General features: G+C 40.6%; 19 protein-coding genes. 10 read left to right on the forward strand and 9 right to left on the reverse strand.

The genetic code is table 11. The annotated features are described in order from the left end of the window. Positions 1–129: 129 nt before the first annotated feature. From ABWV72_RS18965 to ABWV72_RS18975, 3 genes are all read left to right on the forward strand, one after another. Positions 130–1,422 (forward strand): NAD(P)/FAD-dependent oxidoreductase, encoded by a 1,293-nt coding sequence (locus tag ABWV72_RS18965; RefSeq protein ID WP_353372400.1) that lies wholly within the window; start codon positions 130–132, stop codon positions 1,420–1,422. A 465-nt stretch (positions 1,423–1,887) separates the two neighbouring features. Continuing rightward, positions 1,888–2,076 carry a hypothetical protein gene (locus ABWV72_RS18970; protein WP_216049787.1) on the forward strand — a complete coding sequence of 63 codons (189 nt, stop codon included), beginning with the start codon at positions 1,888–1,890 and terminating at the stop codon, positions 2,074–2,076. Between the two features lie 21 nt (positions 2,077–2,097). Continuing rightward, entirely contained in the window at positions 2,098–2,454 is a 357-nt protein-coding gene (locus ABWV72_RS18975; protein WP_216049786.1) for a hypothetical protein, read from the forward strand. Positions 2,455–2,467: 13 nt separating this feature from the next. On the opposite strand, the gene ABWV72_RS18980 is transcribed toward ABWV72_RS18975, so the two are convergent. Next, positions 2,468–3,658, reverse strand: a complete 1,191-nt coding sequence (locus ABWV72_RS18980) for a tetratricopeptide repeat protein (protein WP_353372402.1) — start codon at positions 3,656–3,658, stop codon at positions 2,468–2,470. 55 nt (positions 3,659–3,713) lie between these two features. Next, positions 3,714–4,463 (reverse strand): ferredoxin--NADP reductase, encoded by a 750-nt coding sequence (locus ABWV72_RS18985; RefSeq protein ID WP_216049784.1) that lies wholly within the window; start codon positions 4,461–4,463, stop codon positions 3,714–3,716. 172 nt (positions 4,464–4,635) lie between these two features. On the opposite strand from ABWV72_RS18985, the gene ABWV72_RS18990 reads away from it, so the two are divergent. The 3 genes from ABWV72_RS18990 (at position 4,636) to ABWV72_RS19000 (ending at position 7,586) form a co-directional block, all read left to right on the forward strand. After that, positions 4,636–5,700 (forward strand): agmatine deiminase family protein, encoded by a 1,065-nt coding sequence (locus tag ABWV72_RS18990; RefSeq protein WP_353372405.1) that lies wholly within the window; start codon positions 4,636–4,638, stop codon positions 5,698–5,700. 1 nt (position 5,701) lies between these two features. Next, positions 5,702–6,595 (forward strand): carbon-nitrogen hydrolase, encoded by an 894-nt coding sequence (locus ABWV72_RS18995; protein ID WP_216049782.1) that lies wholly within the window; start codon positions 5,702–5,704, stop codon positions 6,593–6,595. Positions 6,596–6,692: 97 nt separating this feature from the next. Beyond that, positions 6,693–7,586 carry a transporter substrate-binding domain-containing protein gene (locus ABWV72_RS19000; protein ID WP_353372407.1) on the forward strand — a complete coding sequence of 298 codons (894 nt, stop codon included), beginning with the start codon at positions 6,693–6,695 and terminating at the stop codon, positions 7,584–7,586. 8 nt (positions 7,587–7,594) lie between these two features. On the opposite strand, the gene ABWV72_RS19005 is transcribed toward ABWV72_RS19000, so the two are convergent. The 4 genes from ABWV72_RS19005 to ABWV72_RS19020 form a co-directional block, all read right to left on the reverse strand. Beyond that, the gene (locus ABWV72_RS19005; protein ID WP_342806698.1) at positions 7,595–8,203 is read right to left on the reverse strand and encodes a glutathione S-transferase family protein; all 609 of its coding nucleotides are present in this window, start codon (positions 8,201–8,203) and stop codon (positions 7,595–7,597) included. Then, positions 8,190–8,624 (reverse strand): DUF4112 domain-containing protein, encoded by a 435-nt coding sequence (locus ABWV72_RS19010; protein ID WP_216049779.1) that lies wholly within the window; start codon positions 8,622–8,624, stop codon positions 8,190–8,192. The genes ABWV72_RS19005 and ABWV72_RS19010 overlap by 14 nt, the downstream gene beginning before the upstream one ends. Further along, positions 8,621–9,700 (reverse strand): ferrochelatase, encoded by a 1,080-nt coding sequence (gene hemH, locus ABWV72_RS19015; RefSeq protein WP_353372410.1) that lies wholly within the window; start codon positions 9,698–9,700, stop codon positions 8,621–8,623. The genes ABWV72_RS19010 and hemH overlap by 4 nt, the downstream gene beginning before the upstream one ends. 99 nt (positions 9,701–9,799) lie before the next feature. Next, on the reverse strand, positions 9,800–11,446 hold the full coding sequence (locus ABWV72_RS19020) for an AbgT family transporter (protein WP_436792309.1): 1,647 nt from the start codon (positions 11,444–11,446) through the stop codon (positions 9,800–9,802). A gap of 652 nt (positions 11,447–12,098) precedes the next feature. On the opposite strand from ABWV72_RS19020, the gene ABWV72_RS19025 reads away from it, so the two are divergent. The 4 genes from ABWV72_RS19025 to ABWV72_RS19040 are packed head-to-tail and all read left to right on the forward strand — an operon-like array spanning position 12,099 to position 17,091. Next, positions 12,099–12,650: a hypothetical protein gene (locus ABWV72_RS19025; RefSeq protein ID WP_216049777.1), complete on the forward strand. Its 552-nt coding sequence runs from the start codon at positions 12,099–12,101 to the stop codon at positions 12,648–12,650. Between the two features lie 11 nt (positions 12,651–12,661). Then, positions 12,662–14,431, forward strand: a complete 1,770-nt coding sequence (locus ABWV72_RS19030) for an OmpA family protein (RefSeq protein WP_353372412.1) — start codon at positions 12,662–12,664, stop codon at positions 14,429–14,431. 20 nt (positions 14,432–14,451) lie between these two features. Then, complete coding sequence (locus tag ABWV72_RS19035) at positions 14,452–14,943, forward strand: Rab family GTPase (RefSeq protein WP_216049775.1); 492 nt, start codon at positions 14,452–14,454, stop codon at positions 14,941–14,943. Between the two features lie 6 nt (positions 14,944–14,949). Continuing rightward, the gene (locus ABWV72_RS19040) at positions 14,950–17,091 is read left to right on the forward strand and encodes a putative bifunctional diguanylate cyclase/phosphodiesterase (protein ID WP_216049774.1); all 2,142 of its coding nucleotides are present in this window, start codon (positions 14,950–14,952) and stop codon (positions 17,089–17,091) included. A 37-nt stretch (positions 17,092–17,128) separates the two neighbouring features. Here the strand turns inward: ABWV72_RS19040 and ABWV72_RS19045 are convergent, their stop codons facing one another. The 3 genes from ABWV72_RS19045 to hflC form a co-directional block, all read right to left on the reverse strand. Beyond that, positions 17,129–18,298 (reverse strand): acyl-CoA dehydrogenase, encoded by a 1,170-nt coding sequence (locus ABWV72_RS19045; protein WP_353372415.1) that lies wholly within the window; start codon positions 18,296–18,298, stop codon positions 17,129–17,131. Between the two features lie 21 nt (positions 18,299–18,319). Next, positions 18,320–18,838 (reverse strand): GNAT family N-acetyltransferase, encoded by a 519-nt coding sequence (locus ABWV72_RS19050; protein ID WP_216049772.1) that lies wholly within the window; start codon positions 18,836–18,838, stop codon positions 18,320–18,322. A 75-nt stretch (positions 18,839–18,913) separates the two neighbouring features. Beyond that, positions 18,914–19,798, reverse strand: coding sequence for a protease modulator HflC (gene hflC / locus ABWV72_RS19055; protein ID WP_216049771.1), 885 nt, complete (start codon positions 19,796–19,798; stop codon positions 18,914–18,916).

Here is a 19,798-nt window from a genome sequence, read left to right on the forward strand (position 1 = left end):
TGGCATGATTCAGGTAAGGCATTTTTCCGGTAATCAGCTCATTCATGTCACGCTTTGGCGCTCTTCTTCTGACTTCAATACCGTCTTTTTTGTTTGCCACCAATTTCAAAATACTATTTAGGAATCAATATGTTAAGAATTGTCATTGTTGGCGGAGGCGCCGGCGGACTCGAACTTGTCAGTAAGTTAAGTAAAAAGTTAGGCAAGAAAGGATTAGCCCACATCACCTTGGTTGATCGAAACCAAACACACCTATGGAAACCCTTGTTGCATGAGGTGGCCGCTGGAGTGATTGATAAAAACTCAGATGGTGTGGATTACCGAATGCATGCAGCTCGATTTGGCTATCATTTTCAGTTAGGCACAATGAGTAACGTGAATGCTGAGAATAAAACTATTTATCTTGACCCCTTGTATGACGATGCTGGTGAGTTATTGCTAAAAGAACGAACCATCAACTACGACTATTTAGTGCTAGCCGTTGGTAGCGTTAGTAATGATTTTGGCACCCCAGGTGTTGCCGAGCACAGTTTCTTCTTAGATTCTCTATCTCAAGCGGAACGTTTCCATAAAGCACTGTTAAATCAGCTTTTACGAATTAATCAAGAAAAGTCTGATTCAGCAAAGTTGAGTATTGCCATTGTTGGAGGCGGTGCAACAGGTACTGAATTAGCTGCCGAATTACATCATGTGGCAAATTTAGCTAAAAATTATGGTATGCCTGAAATGTCAGCATCACGATTAAAAATAAGTATTATTGAAGCCGGTGAAAGTATCTTGCCTGCTCTACCAGAACGTATTGCCACCTCAGCTCGTATCGCACTAACAAAGCTGGGTGTCGATGTGTTGGAAAATACACGAATTTCAAGTGCTAGGAAAGGCGCATTCATCACCTCAGACGACAAGCCAATTGAAGCTGATCTGCTGGTTTGGGCGGCAGGTGTAAAAGCCCCCGATTTCATTCAACAGTTAGGTGTATTCGAGACCAACAGAGCGCAACAAATCTTAGTTAATAAACATTTGCAAAGCACAACCTGTGAAACCATTTTTGTTCTAGGCGACTGCTGTGGCTTTATGCAGGACAACGGCAAATGGGTACCACCTAGAGCACAATCAGCCCATCAAATGGCCAATACAGTCGCAGCCAATATCATTGGCATAGTCCGCGGCAATGTGATGAAAGACTACAAATATGTGGATTATGGTTCATTAGTCCACCTCAGCAAATACAGTACCGTGGGTAGTCTGATGGGCAGCCTAGTAAGTAGTAGTATGTTTATTGAGGGACGATTGGCAAGACTGGTTTATATTTCACTGTACAACATGCATCAATTTGCGGTGCACGGCTGGTTAAAGGCGATTTTGGTTTTACTAAGTCGCAAAGTGAGCAATATTGTGGGCCCTAAACTTAAGCTCCACTAAGCGCAACCTTCAGCATTCCTCTAGCTTGGTCCCTTAAGTTAGAGGAATGAACTACTACATATGAATTTATTGCCATTCCAGAGGCAGCCGCAATACCAGATTTATGTCCATCAGCCATGGTTCTGGCCAATATATACAGCTTTGGCGGGCCTGGTGACACACTCATTATTATGGAGGCAATGGAAAAAGCGATGAATGTATCCATAATTGGCATACTAAATTTGCTCGCTGAAAATGGTATTAAATTTTAAGTTATCACGTTTCATGGGGCTACTAGTCCTCGAAAACCCTTCAAAAAGAGGGTAAAAAGGGATTTTCACTGGACTGATGAGTGTTATCTTGCCCCGAGTTGAACATAATTCCAACAAAAACACTTGCATCAAAAATTAATACCGTCAAAATATGCACGCAGTTGGTTCTCTGTTCTGATTCAAATTTAAAACCAACAAGACAAAAGGAAATGTCATGCTTAAAACAGAAGCTTTATTGGAATGTTTGTGCCCTATTTGCTTATCCGCAAATAGCCTCGATAATCATCAAACCAAAATCATGAACAAACCGCAAACCATGGGTTGTCAAAAATGCAAGTCTAGTTTTGAAATTATCATTGCCAATGGTGTCGATAATGATAAAAATGTGATTGTAATGGGATAACAAACCGATATCGAGGCAATCATGATCTATGTTTTTCACGCACAAGATAAACTAATGGACTTGCTGGCTAATGTGGAAAACGAAAGAGTACTCATTTCTACAGTCATCCAGAATATTCATTTATATCAGTTAGCAACACGGGTTAAACACTCAGAATTAGATATCGCTTTTGCTGCATCTGGTGGACCAACCGCATGGGTAAATGTCGATAATTTATCTGTGGATTACGCGCCAGAGCCTAGCAGACAATCTAAATTTGGAGACGTTTTGGTGGAGATGGCAAACGGTTTTGCAAACCTATCTACACCGGCGGGTTTCATTCCGCTGATTGATGTAATTGAACGTAACGGCCAGTTGTTAAAAAAACAGTTAAATTAACGGGTTTTAGAAACTAGTTTTTTTCTATGGCTAATACCTTCAATTTTGCCTGATATAAGACTTTATCTTGAGGGGTAAAGGTTAATTCCACCGCTGTATCCATATTCTGCTTGGCTGATTCTATTTTGCCCATTTGATAGTAGGTTTTTGCTAAACCGAAATAACCTTCATGCAAGTATGGAGCGGCTTTAACCGACCTTTTAAAATATCGCAAAGCATAGATAAGCTCATCTCTATCAAAATGTCGATTAGCGATATCGTACCAACGATAGGGATTATCATCCTCAATGGACGATAAATTTTCCTGCAAACGTGATAGTTCATCTTGTCGGTTTTGCTCTGTTAGTAGCATTGCATAGTTGCTTAAAATATTGACTGAGCCCGAGGTGTTATTTAAAGCGTAATGATAAATTTTCTCAGCCCTCGCTAAGTCACCCAGGTTTTTGTATAAAACCGCAAGCGTGTTTAACGTTTCTGGATCTTCACTGTTGATTTCCATTGCTTTAGCTAGCAGCGAATAGGTAAGGTCATAATCTTTAGCGATTAAACTATCGCCCGCTAAATTTTGGTAATACATTGATAAGAATTGCGATTCATTCAGAAAGTCACCTCTTACATTTCCCTTTTCTGGGAAGTAATCGATTATCATTTTTTTTCTAGCAACAACAATTTCGTTTTCCTTAACCTCCGTTTCCGGCGCAAAGACATGGGTTCTTACGTGCGACGATAAGGTCATCACGTTATGGTAGCGCTGATAAATTGGCGCGGCATTTACGCGCTGGTAACGAATGTCTAAATCCACTAAATTTGCCAATGCTGTGGTCAAAATCGCCAATGAAAGACAGTTACCACTGTGCTTAGTTAGGGCATCAGATGCAGTATAAGTATCCCCTCGGTAATCAAAACCATACAGAATCATATCTAAATAGTTGTAGAGACGTTCATGTCCTTCAATATGAGCGTTTTTTTCGGCAAAATAATAGGCTTCGAAGTCCTCTTGCTGCTTTTGTGTCAACTGAAAAATATCATCGACAGAAGCGACTTCTCTAGGCGTAAATAAAGTAGATTGCCAACTTAAAGACACTTTAGGTTCATGTTTATTTTGCAATGAGTCATCAGACGTCACTACATTAGCAGTTTGACAAGCTCCCAACCCAATTAACATTGCTAAGAGTCCAATGGTTTTCAATGGCTGTCTTTTCATTCACTTTATCCTTAAACATATACTGTTGCGTCACAATTCGTTAATACTGAGCAACTTACCAATACCGCTCTACACTAATTTGTCCAGGCGAACGACGCAGGTGCTTTTTCAGACCAAAAGCCGAAAGAACCTCTAACGTATCTTTAATCATCTCAGGGTTGCCACACAACATAACCTGACAAGTGATGGGATCAAATTCAAATCCACAACTTCGTTGTATATCACCGTTTCTAATTAACTCAGGAATACGTCCTGTCAATGCATCAGCGCACTGCTGGCGGCTAACAATAGGCACAAAATGAAACTGCGTAGACTTAAGCTCGAGCCATTTTTGAATTTTCTGTTGGTAGGCTAAATCGCTATTGTGTCTTACACCATAAACCAGCACCACATGCTTATACTTTGTCCAAATTTCATCACTTTCTAATATCGATAGAAAGGGGCCGATCCCCGTTCCAGTGGCGATCAGAAACAATATGTCGCTTTGTGGCACTTCATTTAAAACCAAAAATCCAGTTGCAGGTGACATCACTTTCACGCTATCCCCTATTTTTAATTCATGTAATTTAGGGGAGAGACTGCCTTGTTCAACGGGAACTGCAATTATTTCCAAATACTCGTCGTTCGGCGAGTTGACCAATGAATATGGTCGAGATAGAACTGTATTATCGGCTTGAGTGAGACCCACTTTGGTAAACTGACCTGCCACAAATTTAGGAAACTGGTCACATTGAAATTGCAGACTAAACAAATGATCATTCCAATCAACTCGATTCACAATTTTTCCATCATGCCATTGCGCCATAATTTGCTCCAAAGTTGATAATATTGCGGTTAACTTAACATGCTCATTGGTAAAGTCCATTGGCTTAATCAAAAGACCACGGATCTGGTTTTATTGACTACAGATAAAAATGTACCGTTACATTATTGGTTGAGGTTATAATTTCCGCAGAATCTAATTACCCAAATAACTCATGAATCCAGAATTTAAATTGCTGCCTGAATGGCATGCCCAAGAAGCCATTATTTTAGCGTGGCCAGACAAAAGAACCGATTGGAAACCTTGGTTAAAAGAGGTCAGAAATACTTATAAGCAACTCATTGAAGCCATAACCCAAAATAATACAGGGGTGATCTTACTGATTAGAGAGCAAGAAGTAGATACTGCTAAGGAGCTCCTCAAAAATTGTTGCAAATTAATGTTTGTGATTACTAACTATAACGATACTTGGTGTAGAGATTATTGTTTCTTAACATTGCAACACGATAAAAAAATGCAGCCCATTGAGTTTACCTTTAATGGTTGGGGCAATAAGTTTGATGCATCTTTAGACAACAAGGTTAACGCAAATGTGTTGGCAAAGCTGTGTAAAGAGCCCCTTAAAAGTGTTGAGTTAGTAGCAGAAGGCGGTGCGCTAGAAATAGATCAACACGGCCATTTATTGTCAACCGCTTTGTGTTTACAAAACCCACAACGTAATGGCGATTTGTCGCTTGCCGCCTATCAATCCATGTTTATTAAACACTTGGGCGCTAGTCGCGTTAGCATTCTAGAAAATGGCCATTTAGAAGGCGACGATACAGATGGACATATTGATACCATAGTGCGATTCACTGAAGACAATGGTGTTGTAATTCAATCCTGTTTTAACCGACCAGAGGACACTCATTTTAGCGGACTAAATGCCCTTGTGAATGAATTAAAAGTACTGTTACCTCAACATGAAATTTTTGAGCTACCCCTACCAAATATAGTCAATGAAGTTGGTGAGCGCTTACCTGCATCTTATGCAAATTACCTTATTTCAAATCATCAGGTATTGTGCCCTATATATCGTCAACCTGAAGATCAACTGGCTCTGGATATAATCGCAAGTGCCTATCCAGATTACACAATAGTGCCCATAGATAGTTTGCCTTTAGTTCAACAATTTGGCAGTGTGCACTGTATTAGTATGCAGATCCCGAAGGGGACATTAAAACCTGAGGTGCTCAACAACCTTAGCGATGGCTTAACTGTTTATGGATGTGATGCATAAAATGAATAAAAACAAGTTAAAAGTTGGCTTGGTGCAACAAGCGGTTGCTAGCAACGACAAAAACCAAAATTGGGAAAAAAGTGCCAAGCAAGTTGCCAAACTTGCAGCTGATGGTTGTGAGTTGGTGCTGTTACAAGAGCTGCACAGTACCCTTTATTTCTGCCAAGAAGAAAATACCGATTACTTTGATTTAGCAGAGACGATTCCAGGTCCTGCAACCGATTACTTTGCAGAGTTGGCCGCTAAACATAATATTGTTTTAGTTACGTCATTATTTGAAAAGCGTGGTTCCGGTCTGTATCACAATACTGCCGTGGTGTTTGATCGCCAAGCGGGTATGGTTGGAAAGTATCGCAAGATGCATATTCCAGATGATCCCGGGTTTTATGAAAAATTCTATTTTACCCCTGGAGACTTAGGCTTTGAACCCATTGACACTAGTGTTGGTCGACTAGGCGTATTGGTCTGCTGGGATCAATGGTATCCAGAAGCAGCTCGATTAATGGCGATGGCAGGAGCAGATATGCTGTTTTACCCTACCGCAATTGGCTGGGACAACACCGACACTGCGGACGAAAGAGAACGTCAATTTAATGCATGGCAAACGATTCAACGCTCTCATGCCGTGGCCAATTCAGTTCCTGTTATTGTAGCTAATCGCACAGGATTCGAAGCATCTCCGGTAGCCGGTGATCCTGGTATTCAGTTCTGGGGACAGAGCTTTATCACTGGACCTCAAGGCGAAGTACTTGCTCAAGCTAGCAGCGACAAAGAAGAAACCCTGATGGTAGAGTTAGATTTAGCAAGAACAGAAAAAGTTAAACGAATTTGGCCTTATTTTAGAGACAGACGCATCGATGAGTATCAAGACATCACCCGTAGATGGCGAGATTGAGCGATAAAAGTTCAGAATTGCATTTGATTCCTTCTTATTTTTGCGCAATTGACTATTATTAGGTCGACGAAAATTAAGTAAAAGACAAAGGTCGTTTATGGCTCCAATCAAACCTAGCATAATGATTTTTATTAGGCCGCTGACCTTTGTCGTATTCTTTTTCTCTTCATTGACTTCAATGTCATTAAATGCGCAACCAATCAAATATATCGACAATACAGATAGTGTAGACAAACACGGCGCTTATTTTATTAGCGTATTGAAGTTGGCGCTCGAAAAATCCAAAGTGAAATACGGTGACTATGCAATCGAGGGCGTACCTGTTGCAATGCGTCAAGAAAGACAGTTCAAGAGCATCGAGTCGGGGCTAATTGACCTAATGTGGACAGTCACATCAACTCGTCGAGAAGAAAACGCGTTAGCCATACGCATCCCTCTTTTAAAAGGGCTCATTGGGCACAGAGTATTGGTAATTAATAAGACCAAAGAAGCCAGCTTTGCAAACATTAAGAGTCTTGCTCAACTGGCGGAGCTTAGCGCCATTCAGGGACACGATTGGCCGGACGTTTATGTTTTAGAGAATGCCGGATTAAAAGTCGAAAAGACCATATCCCACAGTTCGATGTATAAATTAGTTGCAGGCAATATTGTCGACTACTTTCCCCGTTCTTTGCTTGAAGTGATTGAGGAAATGGAGAGCAATGGTGACGACAGTTTAATAATCGATCCGCATCATCTTTTAGTTTACCCCAGCGCGATCTATTTTTTCGTCACTAAACAAAATCAGCAATTAGCCGAACGTATCGAATTCGGCTTAAAAGCAGCGCTAGCAGATGGTTCATTCGATACACATTTTTATGCCTATCCCGGTCATTCAAAAGCGTTGCAGCAAATTCCGATTGATAACCGGATTATATTTAGGTTAGAAAATCCAATCATGTCGAATTCCACGCCCATACAAGACAAGTCTCTCTGGCTTAATTTAAATTAAGTCAGTGATTACGCACTGGCGCTGGGCCTAGCACTGACCGAGTCATACCAACGCTGCAAGTTAACTTGGTCATCTTTGAGCTTGATTTTTACCACTCGCGCAAAATCAATTGCACACATAGCGGTAATATCAGCAATGGAAAAAGTATCTCCAGCTACATATTCACTTTGCCCCAAGCGTTTCTCAAGCACATTGAGGTATTTACTCGCAGAAATCCCTGCTACTTCCCCGTATTCTGGTACAGGGGTCATGCGGTCTTTAAAATAGCCTGTGGTATGCTGAAAGCACATACCTACCTGCATAAACAAAGCGAATTCAACTTGGCGCTGCCACATTTCAATCTGTGCCTGTTGTAGTGGAGTCGTGCCCATTAACGCAGGCTCAGGTTGTAATGCTTCGAAATATCGACAAATTGCCACAGATTCACCAATACAAGTGCCGTCGTCTAATTCAAGGATAGGAACTTTTCCGATGGGATTTTTCAAGCGCATTTCGGGGCTAATATTTTCACCTTTTGCTAAATCCACTTGCACGTATTCCATATCAATGCCTTTTTCGGCTAGAAATATTCTTACTCTTCTAGGTGTCGGCGCTGTGTGGGTGTCATAAATCTTCATTTTTAGTATCCTGCCAATTTGCCAATGTTTGTTGGGTGTGAGCATCAATAGCTGCTTTGTTTTGACTCAGCCACCAGCGCTCCATTATTCGTACATTCGATTGATTTGATTTGTAAAAAATGTCTGCAATATCGCCTATAAAGGGCACTAAACCTAACACAAAATCAATAACACTATTCTTCAACATTTTTAAAATTAGCGGGCCGGGTAAACCAATACTTTTGCCCAATATAATGATCACAGCGCCCACGATTAACATGACCATGTCGCCAATCCCAGGAATCAATCCAATGATAAAGTCGAGGCCGAATTTTACTTTAGTAAACGGTATCCGTACCGCCGTATCGGACATATTGGCTAGCTTTTGCGCCAGTACCAAAGCTTTTGGCGCGGCAATAGAAGCTGCGGCGTTACCATTCATATTGTTGCACCCTTAGCTTTAGCTAAATTTGCTCGAGAAGAATTGTCTGCTGCCAAATCCCAACCATGAAGATTACTGCCAATGATAGATGCCATCATATCGATGTGCGCAGGATCATCATTAAGGGCAGGAATATATTCGTAACGTTTTCCTCCGGCCTCTAAAAAATAGTCACGATTTTCTACGCCAATTTCTTCTATCGTTTCCAGACAATCAACAGAGAATCCAGGGCAGACGATTTGGACTGACTCAACACCGGATTTTGGAAGGCTTTGCAAGGTATGATCGGTATAAGGTTTTAACCATTCTTCGCGACCAAATCTAGACTGAAAACAAATTAGAAATTGATCTTTTTGCAACCCTAAGTTTTCAGCAATTAAGCGCGAGGTCTTGTGGCACTGGCAGAAGTAGGGATCACCATTAGTTAAATAACGTTCAGGAATGCCGTGGTAGGAAAATATTAATTTGTCAGCACGTTCATGTTGTTGCCAATGCTGACGGATTTTGTCCGCGACTGCTTGTATGTATTCAGGGTGATCGCAGTATTGTGAAATAAACCTCAGATCAGGTATCCAACGACGTTTTTCAAAATCTGCGGCTATGGCATCAAATGTAGATGCTGAGGTAGAAGCACTATATTGCGGATACAAAGGCAAAACCACTAACTTACGTACACCCTGTTGCATCATCTTTTCAACCGTGCCTGAGATGCTAGGTGAGCCGTAGCGCATAGCAAAGTCAACTATCACTCCTTCGCCATACTTTGCTTGTATTGTCTTTTTCAGTGCCGCAGCTTGGTTTATTGAATGGGTCATCAAAGGTGAGCCCTCATCTTCCCACACAGTTGCATAGGCTTTAGCTGAGCGCTTGGGACGAATATTTAGAATCACTAAATTGAGAATCATCCACCACAACAATCGGGGAATTTCAACCACTCGCGGATCGGATAAGAATTCTTTTAGATAAGTTTTAAGAGCCTTCTTAGTCGGCGCTTCCGGTGTACCTAAGTTGGTTATCAATACACCTATTTTATCTGGCTGGTTGTGCTTAAAGTTCGGACTGCCTGTATATTTCATTAATGACTTGGTCTCAATTTTATAAGTTTTACGCACTAATCACGTAATTGGATTAGCGCACAAAACTTAAAGCTAAACAATGCAAACCGCTAACGGTTATCAGCCTCCATTATATAGCGTTTCTACATTTGGTCCTACAGGCATCCCTAACCAAAATACCCAAACATAGAAAAGTAACGTCCAACCGACAAAAAAGGTGATTGAATAGGGTAACATTGTTGCAATTAACGTCCCCATGCCCAAATCCTTTTTATAACGGGCTGCAATGGCCAAAATCAATCCAAAGTAACTCATCATCGGCGAAATGACATTGGTGACAGAATCACCAATTCGATAGGCAGCTTGAATCACTTCAGGAGAATAACCAATTAGCATTAACATAGGTACAAATATCGGCGCCGTTACTGCCCACTGGGCCGAGGCACTACCCAACGACAAGTTCACTATGCCGCACATCAATATAAATAAAATAAACACTTCTGGGCCATCTAAGCCAAGCACAGTTAACAAGGATGCACCTTTAACCGCTAAAACTGTTCCTAGATTAGTCCATTTAAAGAATGCTACAAACTGTGCAGCAAAGAATACTAAGGTAATGTAAAGACCCATCGACCCCATGCTTTTAGACATCGCATTGATTACGTCTTTGTCATTTTTCATGGTGCCAACGATTTTGCCGTACACGAAACCCGGTATTGCAAACGTGATAAAAATGAAGGCCACAATGCCTTTCAAAAATGGCGAGTAGGCAACAAGTCCCGTTTCAGGATGTCGTAAGATGCCATTTTCCGGCACGATCGTAAGCGCCAATAAAATACATAAAATAACAAAGGACAGACCGGCCATTTTAAGACCTTTCTTTTCTAATGCACTGGGTGCTGTCATTTCTTGTTTTTCTAACTCAACCGAAGCTTCACTAGGATCATATTTGCCTAGTCTCGGTTCTACTATTTTCTCAGTTACAAACGCCCCCATAGCGGCAACCACGAAGGTACTTACAATCATAAAGTACCAGTTTACTTCTGGACCAACCATGTAATCAGGTTCAATCATATGTGCTGCTGATTCAGTAATACCAGATAATAACGGGTCTACTGTGCCTAACAACAAATTCGCGCTGTAGCCGCCAGATACACCTGCGAAAGCTGCGGCCAAGCCCGCTAATGGATGACGGCCAAGGGAATGGAAAATCATTGCCGCTAGTGGAATCAACACAACGTAGCCAAGTTCAGATGCCGTATTCGATAAAATACCGGCCAATACTACGGTAATAGTAACCATGCGTTCGGAGGCATTCATTACCATTGCTCGCATCGCCGTTGAGAGTAAACCTGAATGTTCTGCAACTGATACGCCAAGTAAAGCAACCAACACAGTGCCTAGCGGTGCAAACCCTGTAAAGTTCGTCACTAACCCCGTGACAATCCGTTGTAGTCCTTCGGCATTAAATAACGAAATGACTTCAATCAATCCATCCGGATCTCGCCCTTTGGCCCCTAACGGACGCGGGTCTAAAACGGCAACATCAAAATAACCAAGAATACCGCTGAGAATAACAATGAAAAGTGCCAGTAAGGCGAATAGGGTTATAGGGTGCGGGAGTAAATTACCAAGCCATTCTACTGTTGCCAGAAACCGTGAAAACCATCCCGTATTTTGTTCATCTGAAGACTTATTGTTTGTCTGATCTTGTACCAAAACTATTCCTCTGTCTTTACGGACTTTATCACCAACTCCATTGGGCATAAGTCCTTATTATTTTTTTGCATATGATAGCGAAATAAATCCGCAAAGTGCAGTCTATGACACAAATAAGCAGTTGTAGACAGATTTAGGGTGGTTGCTTATACAAGGTTAAAGCTTTCAATCATTCGCGGCATATACTTATCGTTAGCCGATTAAGCCTCTACATTTACAGCTTGCTGTAACGAATCTTTTGCAGTTGCAACATTTTCTTCAATCGACATAACTTCGCCATTAACCCCAGAATTTAATGTTTTTGCCAACTTTTACTCTAATTGTGCAGGTGTTATTAGATCAATATTTTAATTTCGAAAGGCAGCAAACCTAAGTTAATCGCCGCAAAAATAGAAAACACGATCAAACTTGTGGGCGATATTGTTACGTCACTAAACCGCCTTAAAACGAAATTGATAAAACAAAGCACAAGATACTCATGTAGAGATTGTAGAAAGCGGTAAAGGAGATGTTTCAGTATGTGCGGCGGTAATAAGGTTTATCCAATTAACCGGAAATAACCATATATCAGCGGTTTAAAGATTTACTAGGCGCGAAAATAATGGATAGAAAAAGTAATTAGCATCGATTATTTCCCGTGCATAAAGTTGTTTTTTTGGGCTATGATTGATTATCGGTGTTTAAGCAGAAGGAAGTGAAAGTGGCGAATAACAAGTCAGACAATAAAACCGTAGTCGATGAGACCCCCAATATCAGTAGTGAAACCCCATCAGAACTAGCTACTTTACGACAAATTGTGTTCGGTGCTGCTCAAGCAGATATTGAACATAGGTTGTCAGATTTAGAAAGCCGAATGTTAGAACGCTTCCAACAGGCTGAACAAAAGTTAGCAGAACACGTCAAAGACTTGAATAAATCCATGCACAATGGCTTTGAAGATTTACAGCTTAAAGTCAATTCAGTGGACAAAGTCTACGAAGATAAAACCTCTGAACTTAACGCCTATGCCGACAAACTATCTTCTGAATTAGAAATGTCAGATACCAATGGCCGTCAAGAGACTGATGAACTGCATACTCGAGTTGATAAAGAAGTTGCCATGCTCACCGAGAAATATGACGCTCGATTTGCCGAAGCGTTGGAAAGGTTGGATCAGGTTACCAAAGAACTCAGTTCAACTAAAACAGATAGGAAGACGTTGGCCAAACTACTTGCAACCATGGCTGTTAATTTAGAATCTGACGAAGATTAAAGCCAATTTTTATGGCTGACCATCCAAATAACAGCGAACCACATGAAGATGACGTGGCCATGCAACAGCTGCGTGAGCTTTTATTGGGGAAAAATCGAGAACAAATTAAACAAGTCCTCAAAGACAATGCGCGTGAAATTGTCGGCGAGGTTTTGATTGAAGCGATTCACGATCGGCAAAAACGCAATGACGAATTCACCAACGTGCTGACTCCCGTCGTGCAGCAGTCAGTGGAAAAATCAGTCAAAGAACAGAGTGAACAATTTGTTGGTTATTTATACCCACTGGTAGGTCGCTTAGTTCGCAAATCTGTCACCTCATTTCTAAGTGAATTTTTAGAAAAAACCAATGTATTAATTGAAAATAGCCTGACGTTTAAAGGGATGGCCTGGCGCTTTAAAGCGTGGCAATCAGGCGTAAGCTTTTCTCAATATGTGGCGAGTCAAACTTTCGTATTTAAAGTTGAGCAAGTTTTGTTAATCCACAGGGAAACTGGGATTTTACTTAATTCGGTATCTCAATCGGTTAATGAATCTGCCGATGGAGATCTTGTTTCAGCAATGCTGACGGCAATAAATGACTTTGTATCTGATTCATTTAATTCACAACAAGAATCCACAGAACAAAATCTAGAGGTTATAAAAACCGAAGATTTTTCGTTGCTGATAAAGCGCGGGCCAAAGTTGCTTTTGGTCGCTGCTGTTACGGGTAATATCCCACAAGATATATCTACCAAATTTGAAATTACCAATGAGTATATTCATAAGCTCTATGCCAAAGAAATTGCTAATTTCAATGGCGATACAATTGCGTTTGAACCCACCTCCCAACAACTTCGAGATTGTTTGGTTGCGGAGATGCGCCCGGAAGCAATAAAAAAACGAAAAAGAAAACCGATTCTCGCCATTGGTTTGCTGTTACTCATTTTCATCGGATTAGGCTATTTAGGATTTAACAATTACCAACACACTCAACTACTAGAAAACGTTTCGCAAATCGGTAAACAACCGGGTATCGTCATAAGTAAATTAGAACAAGCAGGATGGCAGGATATCAAGCTGTCAATCTTACGTGACCCCGAGGCCATAACCGTAAGGCAATGGATGTCTGAAAAGCAAATCGATACCAGCAGTGTACAAGTAATTGAAAAACAATATTTATCCCTAGAAGCACCATTGGTTAAGGCTAGACTTAAAAAGTTATTAGACCGATACCCACAAATAAGCGTTGATTGGCAATCTTCTGTACCTGTTTTAAGCGGTGTACTGCCAAACGTTCAGCGCTTAGCGTTAGCCAGAGAAATACATGCCATTCCAGGTTTAACTTATGCGGAAGAGTTAATTTCTGGGATCAGCGCCGAAGAATTGGCTACAATCAATGATGATAGCCCAGAAATACTCTTGGCACTTTTCGAAATCAATAGGGCAAAAATAGACAGTACCCAGGTTGAATTTGAACAAGGCCAAAGTGAACTCAACGAAAAGGCACAAGAGCAATTGGCTGCCCTAGCGAGTTACCTTAAAGCGGCGATTGAATTGTCTAAAAAATTGGAGTTAAATGTAGGCTTGATTATTATGGGCGCAAGTGATTCAACTGGCTCCATGCAATTTAATCAGTCTTTAAGTCGAAAACGGGCATTAGCAGCTCGGCAATTTTTAGTTGAGCAAGGAATTGAGGCTCAGTATTTAAATGCCATAGGATTGGGTGTTGTAGAAAATAAAGCGTCGGGCTCAGGATTACGTAAAGTGATTTTTAATATCATCAATTTTAAGACTGATTAAATAAGGACATCAACCGCATTATGTTGCAAAAAAAGATTTGCCTACTTGGCCCCTCGGGAGTAGGGAAAACCAGTTTGGTAAAGCAATTTGTTGAAGGTATTTTTTCTGAAAAATACCTGACCACAATTGGTGTCAAAATTGATAAAAAACTTGTAGATTTAGTAGTCGAACAAGTGCAACTTATGATTTGGGATTTAGAAGGGATTGACCGCTACTGTGGATTTCAACCTAAATACCTTAGAGGGGCCTCAGCTTACGCAATAGTTACCGACCAAACACGCTCTCAAAGTCTTGTAGAAGGAATGGAAATTCATCGCATGGTAAGAGAAATAAGCGATATTCCTGCAATTCTAATTATTAATAAAAGCGACCTTGATGTAGCTTGGCATTGGACTGAAAATGAGCTCAATGGCTACAGCAAAGAATTTATTCGCAGTTTTTCAACTAGCGCCAAAACAGGCGACCAGGTTGAAGAAATGTTCAAATTTATCGCGCAACTAACGTTGAATTAATCAATTATGCAACAATCACTTATTCAAGCTTTAGGCATTATTAACTGCGCGATTTTAAAGCGAGTAGAAAATCGTAAATTCCAATTATTACACTGCAGTGAAGATTGGTTTTATGCTATAGCGCCAGAGGCAATTGGCAGCGAATTTTTCGAATTTATTGGTAACTCCGCCTACTTAGAAGACTTTTTTATTGATGCCGAAGATTTTTGGCAAATTGGTAATGATGGGCAAATTCAGTCGGGGATTTGGTCCGAACAATCCAAAGATGATTTATTACGTTTAGAAGCCATTGCAGCAGTTTCAAAGGGCGAAGCTTATTTAGTCATTCACAATTTGCAAGCAGAATACAAAAAACAACAACAAACTCTGCAGGTGGCCCGCGAACTGCTGATATCAAATGATAAAATCCTCGCCCAACACGAGTATATTCATGAACGTTTAGATCAAGTTCTTCGTGAAAACCAGACACTACAATCATTACAAGAGCCGATTAAGCAGGTCATTGAAAATGCCGACTTTGGTGTTGTAATTACCGATTCCCAATTAAATATCATTAGCCAAAACCCAAATTCTTATAGTTTTTTCGAAACCTCTGAAGCATCCAATGAGGCTTCCCCCTTTACAATTTTACTCGAATTGTTTAAACACCAATGTGCTGAGTTTGAGCGGGTCTTTGAAACTGGCAGTCGCTGGCATGGAGAGCTTTTTTGGCATAAACCGCCGTATTCTAGCAAGTGGTTAAAATTAGCGTTATATCCAGTTACCGACGAAATGCAAAATTTGCAAAATTGGATATTCATTTTCAGCGATGTCAGTCGCGTCAAATACCTATTACAAAGAAATGAAAAGTTAAATCTCTATGATAATGTTACCAATCTTCCCAATCGGCAATTTTTCTGGCAAAAATTAGAACACCAAATTGAGAAGGATAAACCATTTTTCATCGTTTACTTGGATGTAAAACACTTTAAACAAATCAATGAATTACATGGTCATCAAGCTGGTGACCATATATTGGTGACTCTCGCTGAGCGGATCCAACAATGTTTATCTACAGCGGATTTATGTGCACGGGTTGGAGGTAATGAGTTTGGTATTATTTTATCCGGAGCTAAAGAGCAATCAGACTGTATTGAGTTTGCCAATCGTTTAATAGAAGCAACCGAATTTCCTTTTTATACCGAATCAAAACAAAAGGTGCAGATTGGACTCAATCTCGGTGCGGCCCATTTCCCTAGTGATGCGTCAGATTCTGAAGAGTTAATGAAGTTTGCCGACTTAGCCATGTTTTCCGCTAAAAAAGAAGATAAGAGCAAATTGCGTTTTTACTCAAAAGCCCTTAAAGAAGCATCAATGCACAGGCTTGAATTAGAAAATGCGCTTAAAAAAGCCATCGATGAAAATCAGTTTGAACTCTATTTACAGCCAATCATCGATTTAAGCACGGGCAAAATCGCTAAAGCAGAGGCGTTAATTCGCTGGCGCTTAGCTGATGGCACTATAACCAGCCCAGATAAGTTTATTCCTCTTGCAGAGCAGACCGGGTTAATAGTACCTATTGGCAAATGGGTGATTAGTCGTGCGACAGATATGTTGAAAGTGATTATTCAACATCAGCCTAATCTAAAAGTATCGGTCAACTTATCTCCTCGTCAAGTTGCCGATAGACACTTGTTTGATTTTGTTACTCAAGCCATTCAGCACAGTGGGATTCCATCCAAAAACTTGGAATTAGAGCTAACTGAAGGGGTATTAATTGATAATTATGACAAAGTTAAAAACTTATTAGACCAAGTGAGAAAAATTGGTATTTCTACTTCAATCGATGACTTTGGAACTGGCTATAGTTCCCTTTCTTATTTGCAAAAGTTACCTATCGATAACCTTAAAATAGATCGCTCTTTTGTTATTGATTTAGAACAGAACGAGAATGACAAAGCGATTATTTTGGCCGTGATTGCCATGGCACACAGCTTAAAATTAGGGGTTATTGCTGAAGGGGTTGAGAATCAATATCAGGCTAAGTTTTTACTCGATAATAAATGTAATACTGCGCAAGGATATTTATTCAGCAAACCCCTACCATTTGAAGAGTTTTGTGAACTTCTAATAACAGAGAAACATTCTGATAAACAACAATCAAACTGATTATGCCAACTCGGCTGCAAACTAGAATTAACCTGAGTTAAGTGAATGCTTGCAGCCCGGTTTGTGCACGGCCCAAAATTAGCGCATGTACATCGTGGGTACCTTCGTAGGTATTTACCGCTTCTAAATTCATAACATGACGAATAACGTGGTATTCATCCGCAATACCATTACCGCCATGCATATCTCTTGCGGTACGAGCAATATCCAAGGCTTTGCCACAGGAATTACGTTTTATTAGAGAAATGGCTTCAGGTGCCAATAAATCAGCATCCATCAATCTTCCGGCTTGCACGCACGCCAGCAAACCAAGGGAGATATCTGTCTGCATGTCGGCTAGTTTCTTCTGTACCAATTGATTGGCAGCCAATGGACGTCCAAATTGCTGACGATCCAAGCAGTATTGTCGAGCCGCATGCCAACAAAATTCGGCCGCTCCCAAAGCCCCCCAAGCAATTCCGTAACGCGCTTTGTTTAAACAACCAAAAGGCCCTTTCAACCCTGAAACATTAGGTAAGATATTCTCTTCAGGAAGAAACACGTTATCCATCACAATTTCACCCGTAATGGATGCTCTTAATGAAAATTTACCTTCTATTTTAGGCGCACTTAAGCCCTTCATTCCCTTTTCTAAAATGAAACCACGTATCACACCGTCCAACTTTGCCCACACTACAAATACATGTGCTACAGGTGAATTGGTAATCCACATTTTACTACCATTGAGAAGGTAGCCATCTGCTACTTTTTTAGCATGGGAACTCATGCTAGCCGGATCAGACCCCGAGTTTGGTTCAGTAAGACCGAAACAGCCGATCCACTCTCCGGTTGCTAATTTAGGCAGGTATTTCTGGCGTTGTTGTTCGCTTCCATAAGTAAAAATAGGGTGCATCACTAATGAAGACTGAACACTCATAGCGCTACGATAACCGCTATCTACCCTTTCAACTTCTCTTGCTATTAATCCATAGGAAACATAATTGATGTTGGAGCAACCGTATTTTTCGGGCAGGGTTGCGCCCAATAACCCTAACTGCCCCATTTCCTGCATGATGCCGACATCAAAGTGTTCAGTCCGATTAGCCTGCAAGATACCGGGCATCAACTGTTGTTGGCAAAACTGATGAACGCTATCTCTTAAAATCCGCTCATCTTCGTTTAATAAGGAATCTAGATTGAGAGGATCTTGCCAATTGAATTTAGTCATTTTAAGGGTCCCGAATTAATATTAATTAGGTAATTTTACAATTTGCATGGAAACAACCTTGCTTTTATCGTCTGCATCCAATCGACCAACCTGATGAAATCCATAGGATTGATGAAAATTTGCTGAAATGGGATTGGCTGGAATTAAATTGTATTCACAACAAATAAGTTCAATTCTATGTTTGAGTGCGAAACAAAATAAATCATCATACAGCTTCTTTCCCAAGCCTTTTCCTTGCGCCGTAGAATCAATCACTACCCGGTCCACATACAAGAAGTGCTTGTAACGTAAGTCGAACCATTGGTAATTATCACTGCTGTAGTCTGTGGCGGGTTTCATAGCAAGTAGGAAGCCGACAGTGGAGACCTCAGATGTCTGTTTGTCATGCTGCTCTATCACCCGGTGATACGCACTGAGGTTATGTAACTGCTCGATGCGAGCTAGCTCCATTGGGCTGGTAAAGTGTACAAATTTATCGTTTAAGCGTTTAATTTCAGAAAAGTCATCCTGAACCGCATCTCTAATATGAAATTCAAACATAAGCACTCTCGCTTAATAATGACGATTTTAGTGATAAAAAAAGCGCCTTCACGGCGCTTTTATCAACACTTAAATTTAGTTTCTAGCACCTGACATGTCTTTCATGTATTTAAAGAAATCACTGTCTGGTTCAACAACTAAAACGTCTTGTTTACTATCGAAACTCGCTCTATAAGCATCCATACTTCTTAAAAATGCATAGAACTCAGGGCTCTTAGAATAAGTTTCAGCATAAATCTGTGCGGCTTGGGCTTCACCTTCACCTTTAATCTTACGCAGGTTCCGTTCTGCGTCTGCCAGCATAACCGTCACTTTAGCATCAATTGTTGCCTTAATGATTTCGGCTTGCTCTCTACCTTCTGAGCGGTGCTCTTTTGCCACAGCTTCTCGCTCTGCTCTCATTCGTTGGAAAATAGAATTACTCACTTCAGGTGGTAGATTAATTTGTTTAACTCTTACATCAACAATCTCAATACCAAGCTCATCCGAACTAGTTGACGCTTGCTTCATGGCTTCATCCATCAATTCTGAGCGCTCACCAGATACGATTTGAGAAATAGTACGAGTACCAAATTCAGAGCGCAAACCATTATTAACTTTTTGTTTTAATAGTGATTCTGCTTGTAATTTGTTAGCACCAGTTGACAAGTAGTAAGTTGCAAAATCTTTAATCCGCCACTTTACATAAGAATCAACGATTAAGTCTTTTTTCTCTGAAGTAACAAAACGTCCAGCAGGATCATCCAGCGTTTGAATTCTGGCATCGAGCTTAACAACGCGGTCAATCAATGGAATTTTAAAATGCAAACCGGGTGAAAAGACAACAGTTTCACCTGAAGCATCTCGCTCAACTTTTCCGAATTGAATTTTAATTGCTTTTTCGCCTTCAGGCACAACAAACAATGAAAGAAAAACTGCGATGATAACGAGTACTACGACTCCAATACTTAGATTTTTCAT

Source organism: Aliiglaciecola sp. NS0011-25, from assembly GCF_040370605.1.
Classification (GTDB): domain Bacteria; phylum Pseudomonadota; class Gammaproteobacteria; order Enterobacterales; family Alteromonadaceae; genus Aliiglaciecola; species Aliiglaciecola lipolytica_A.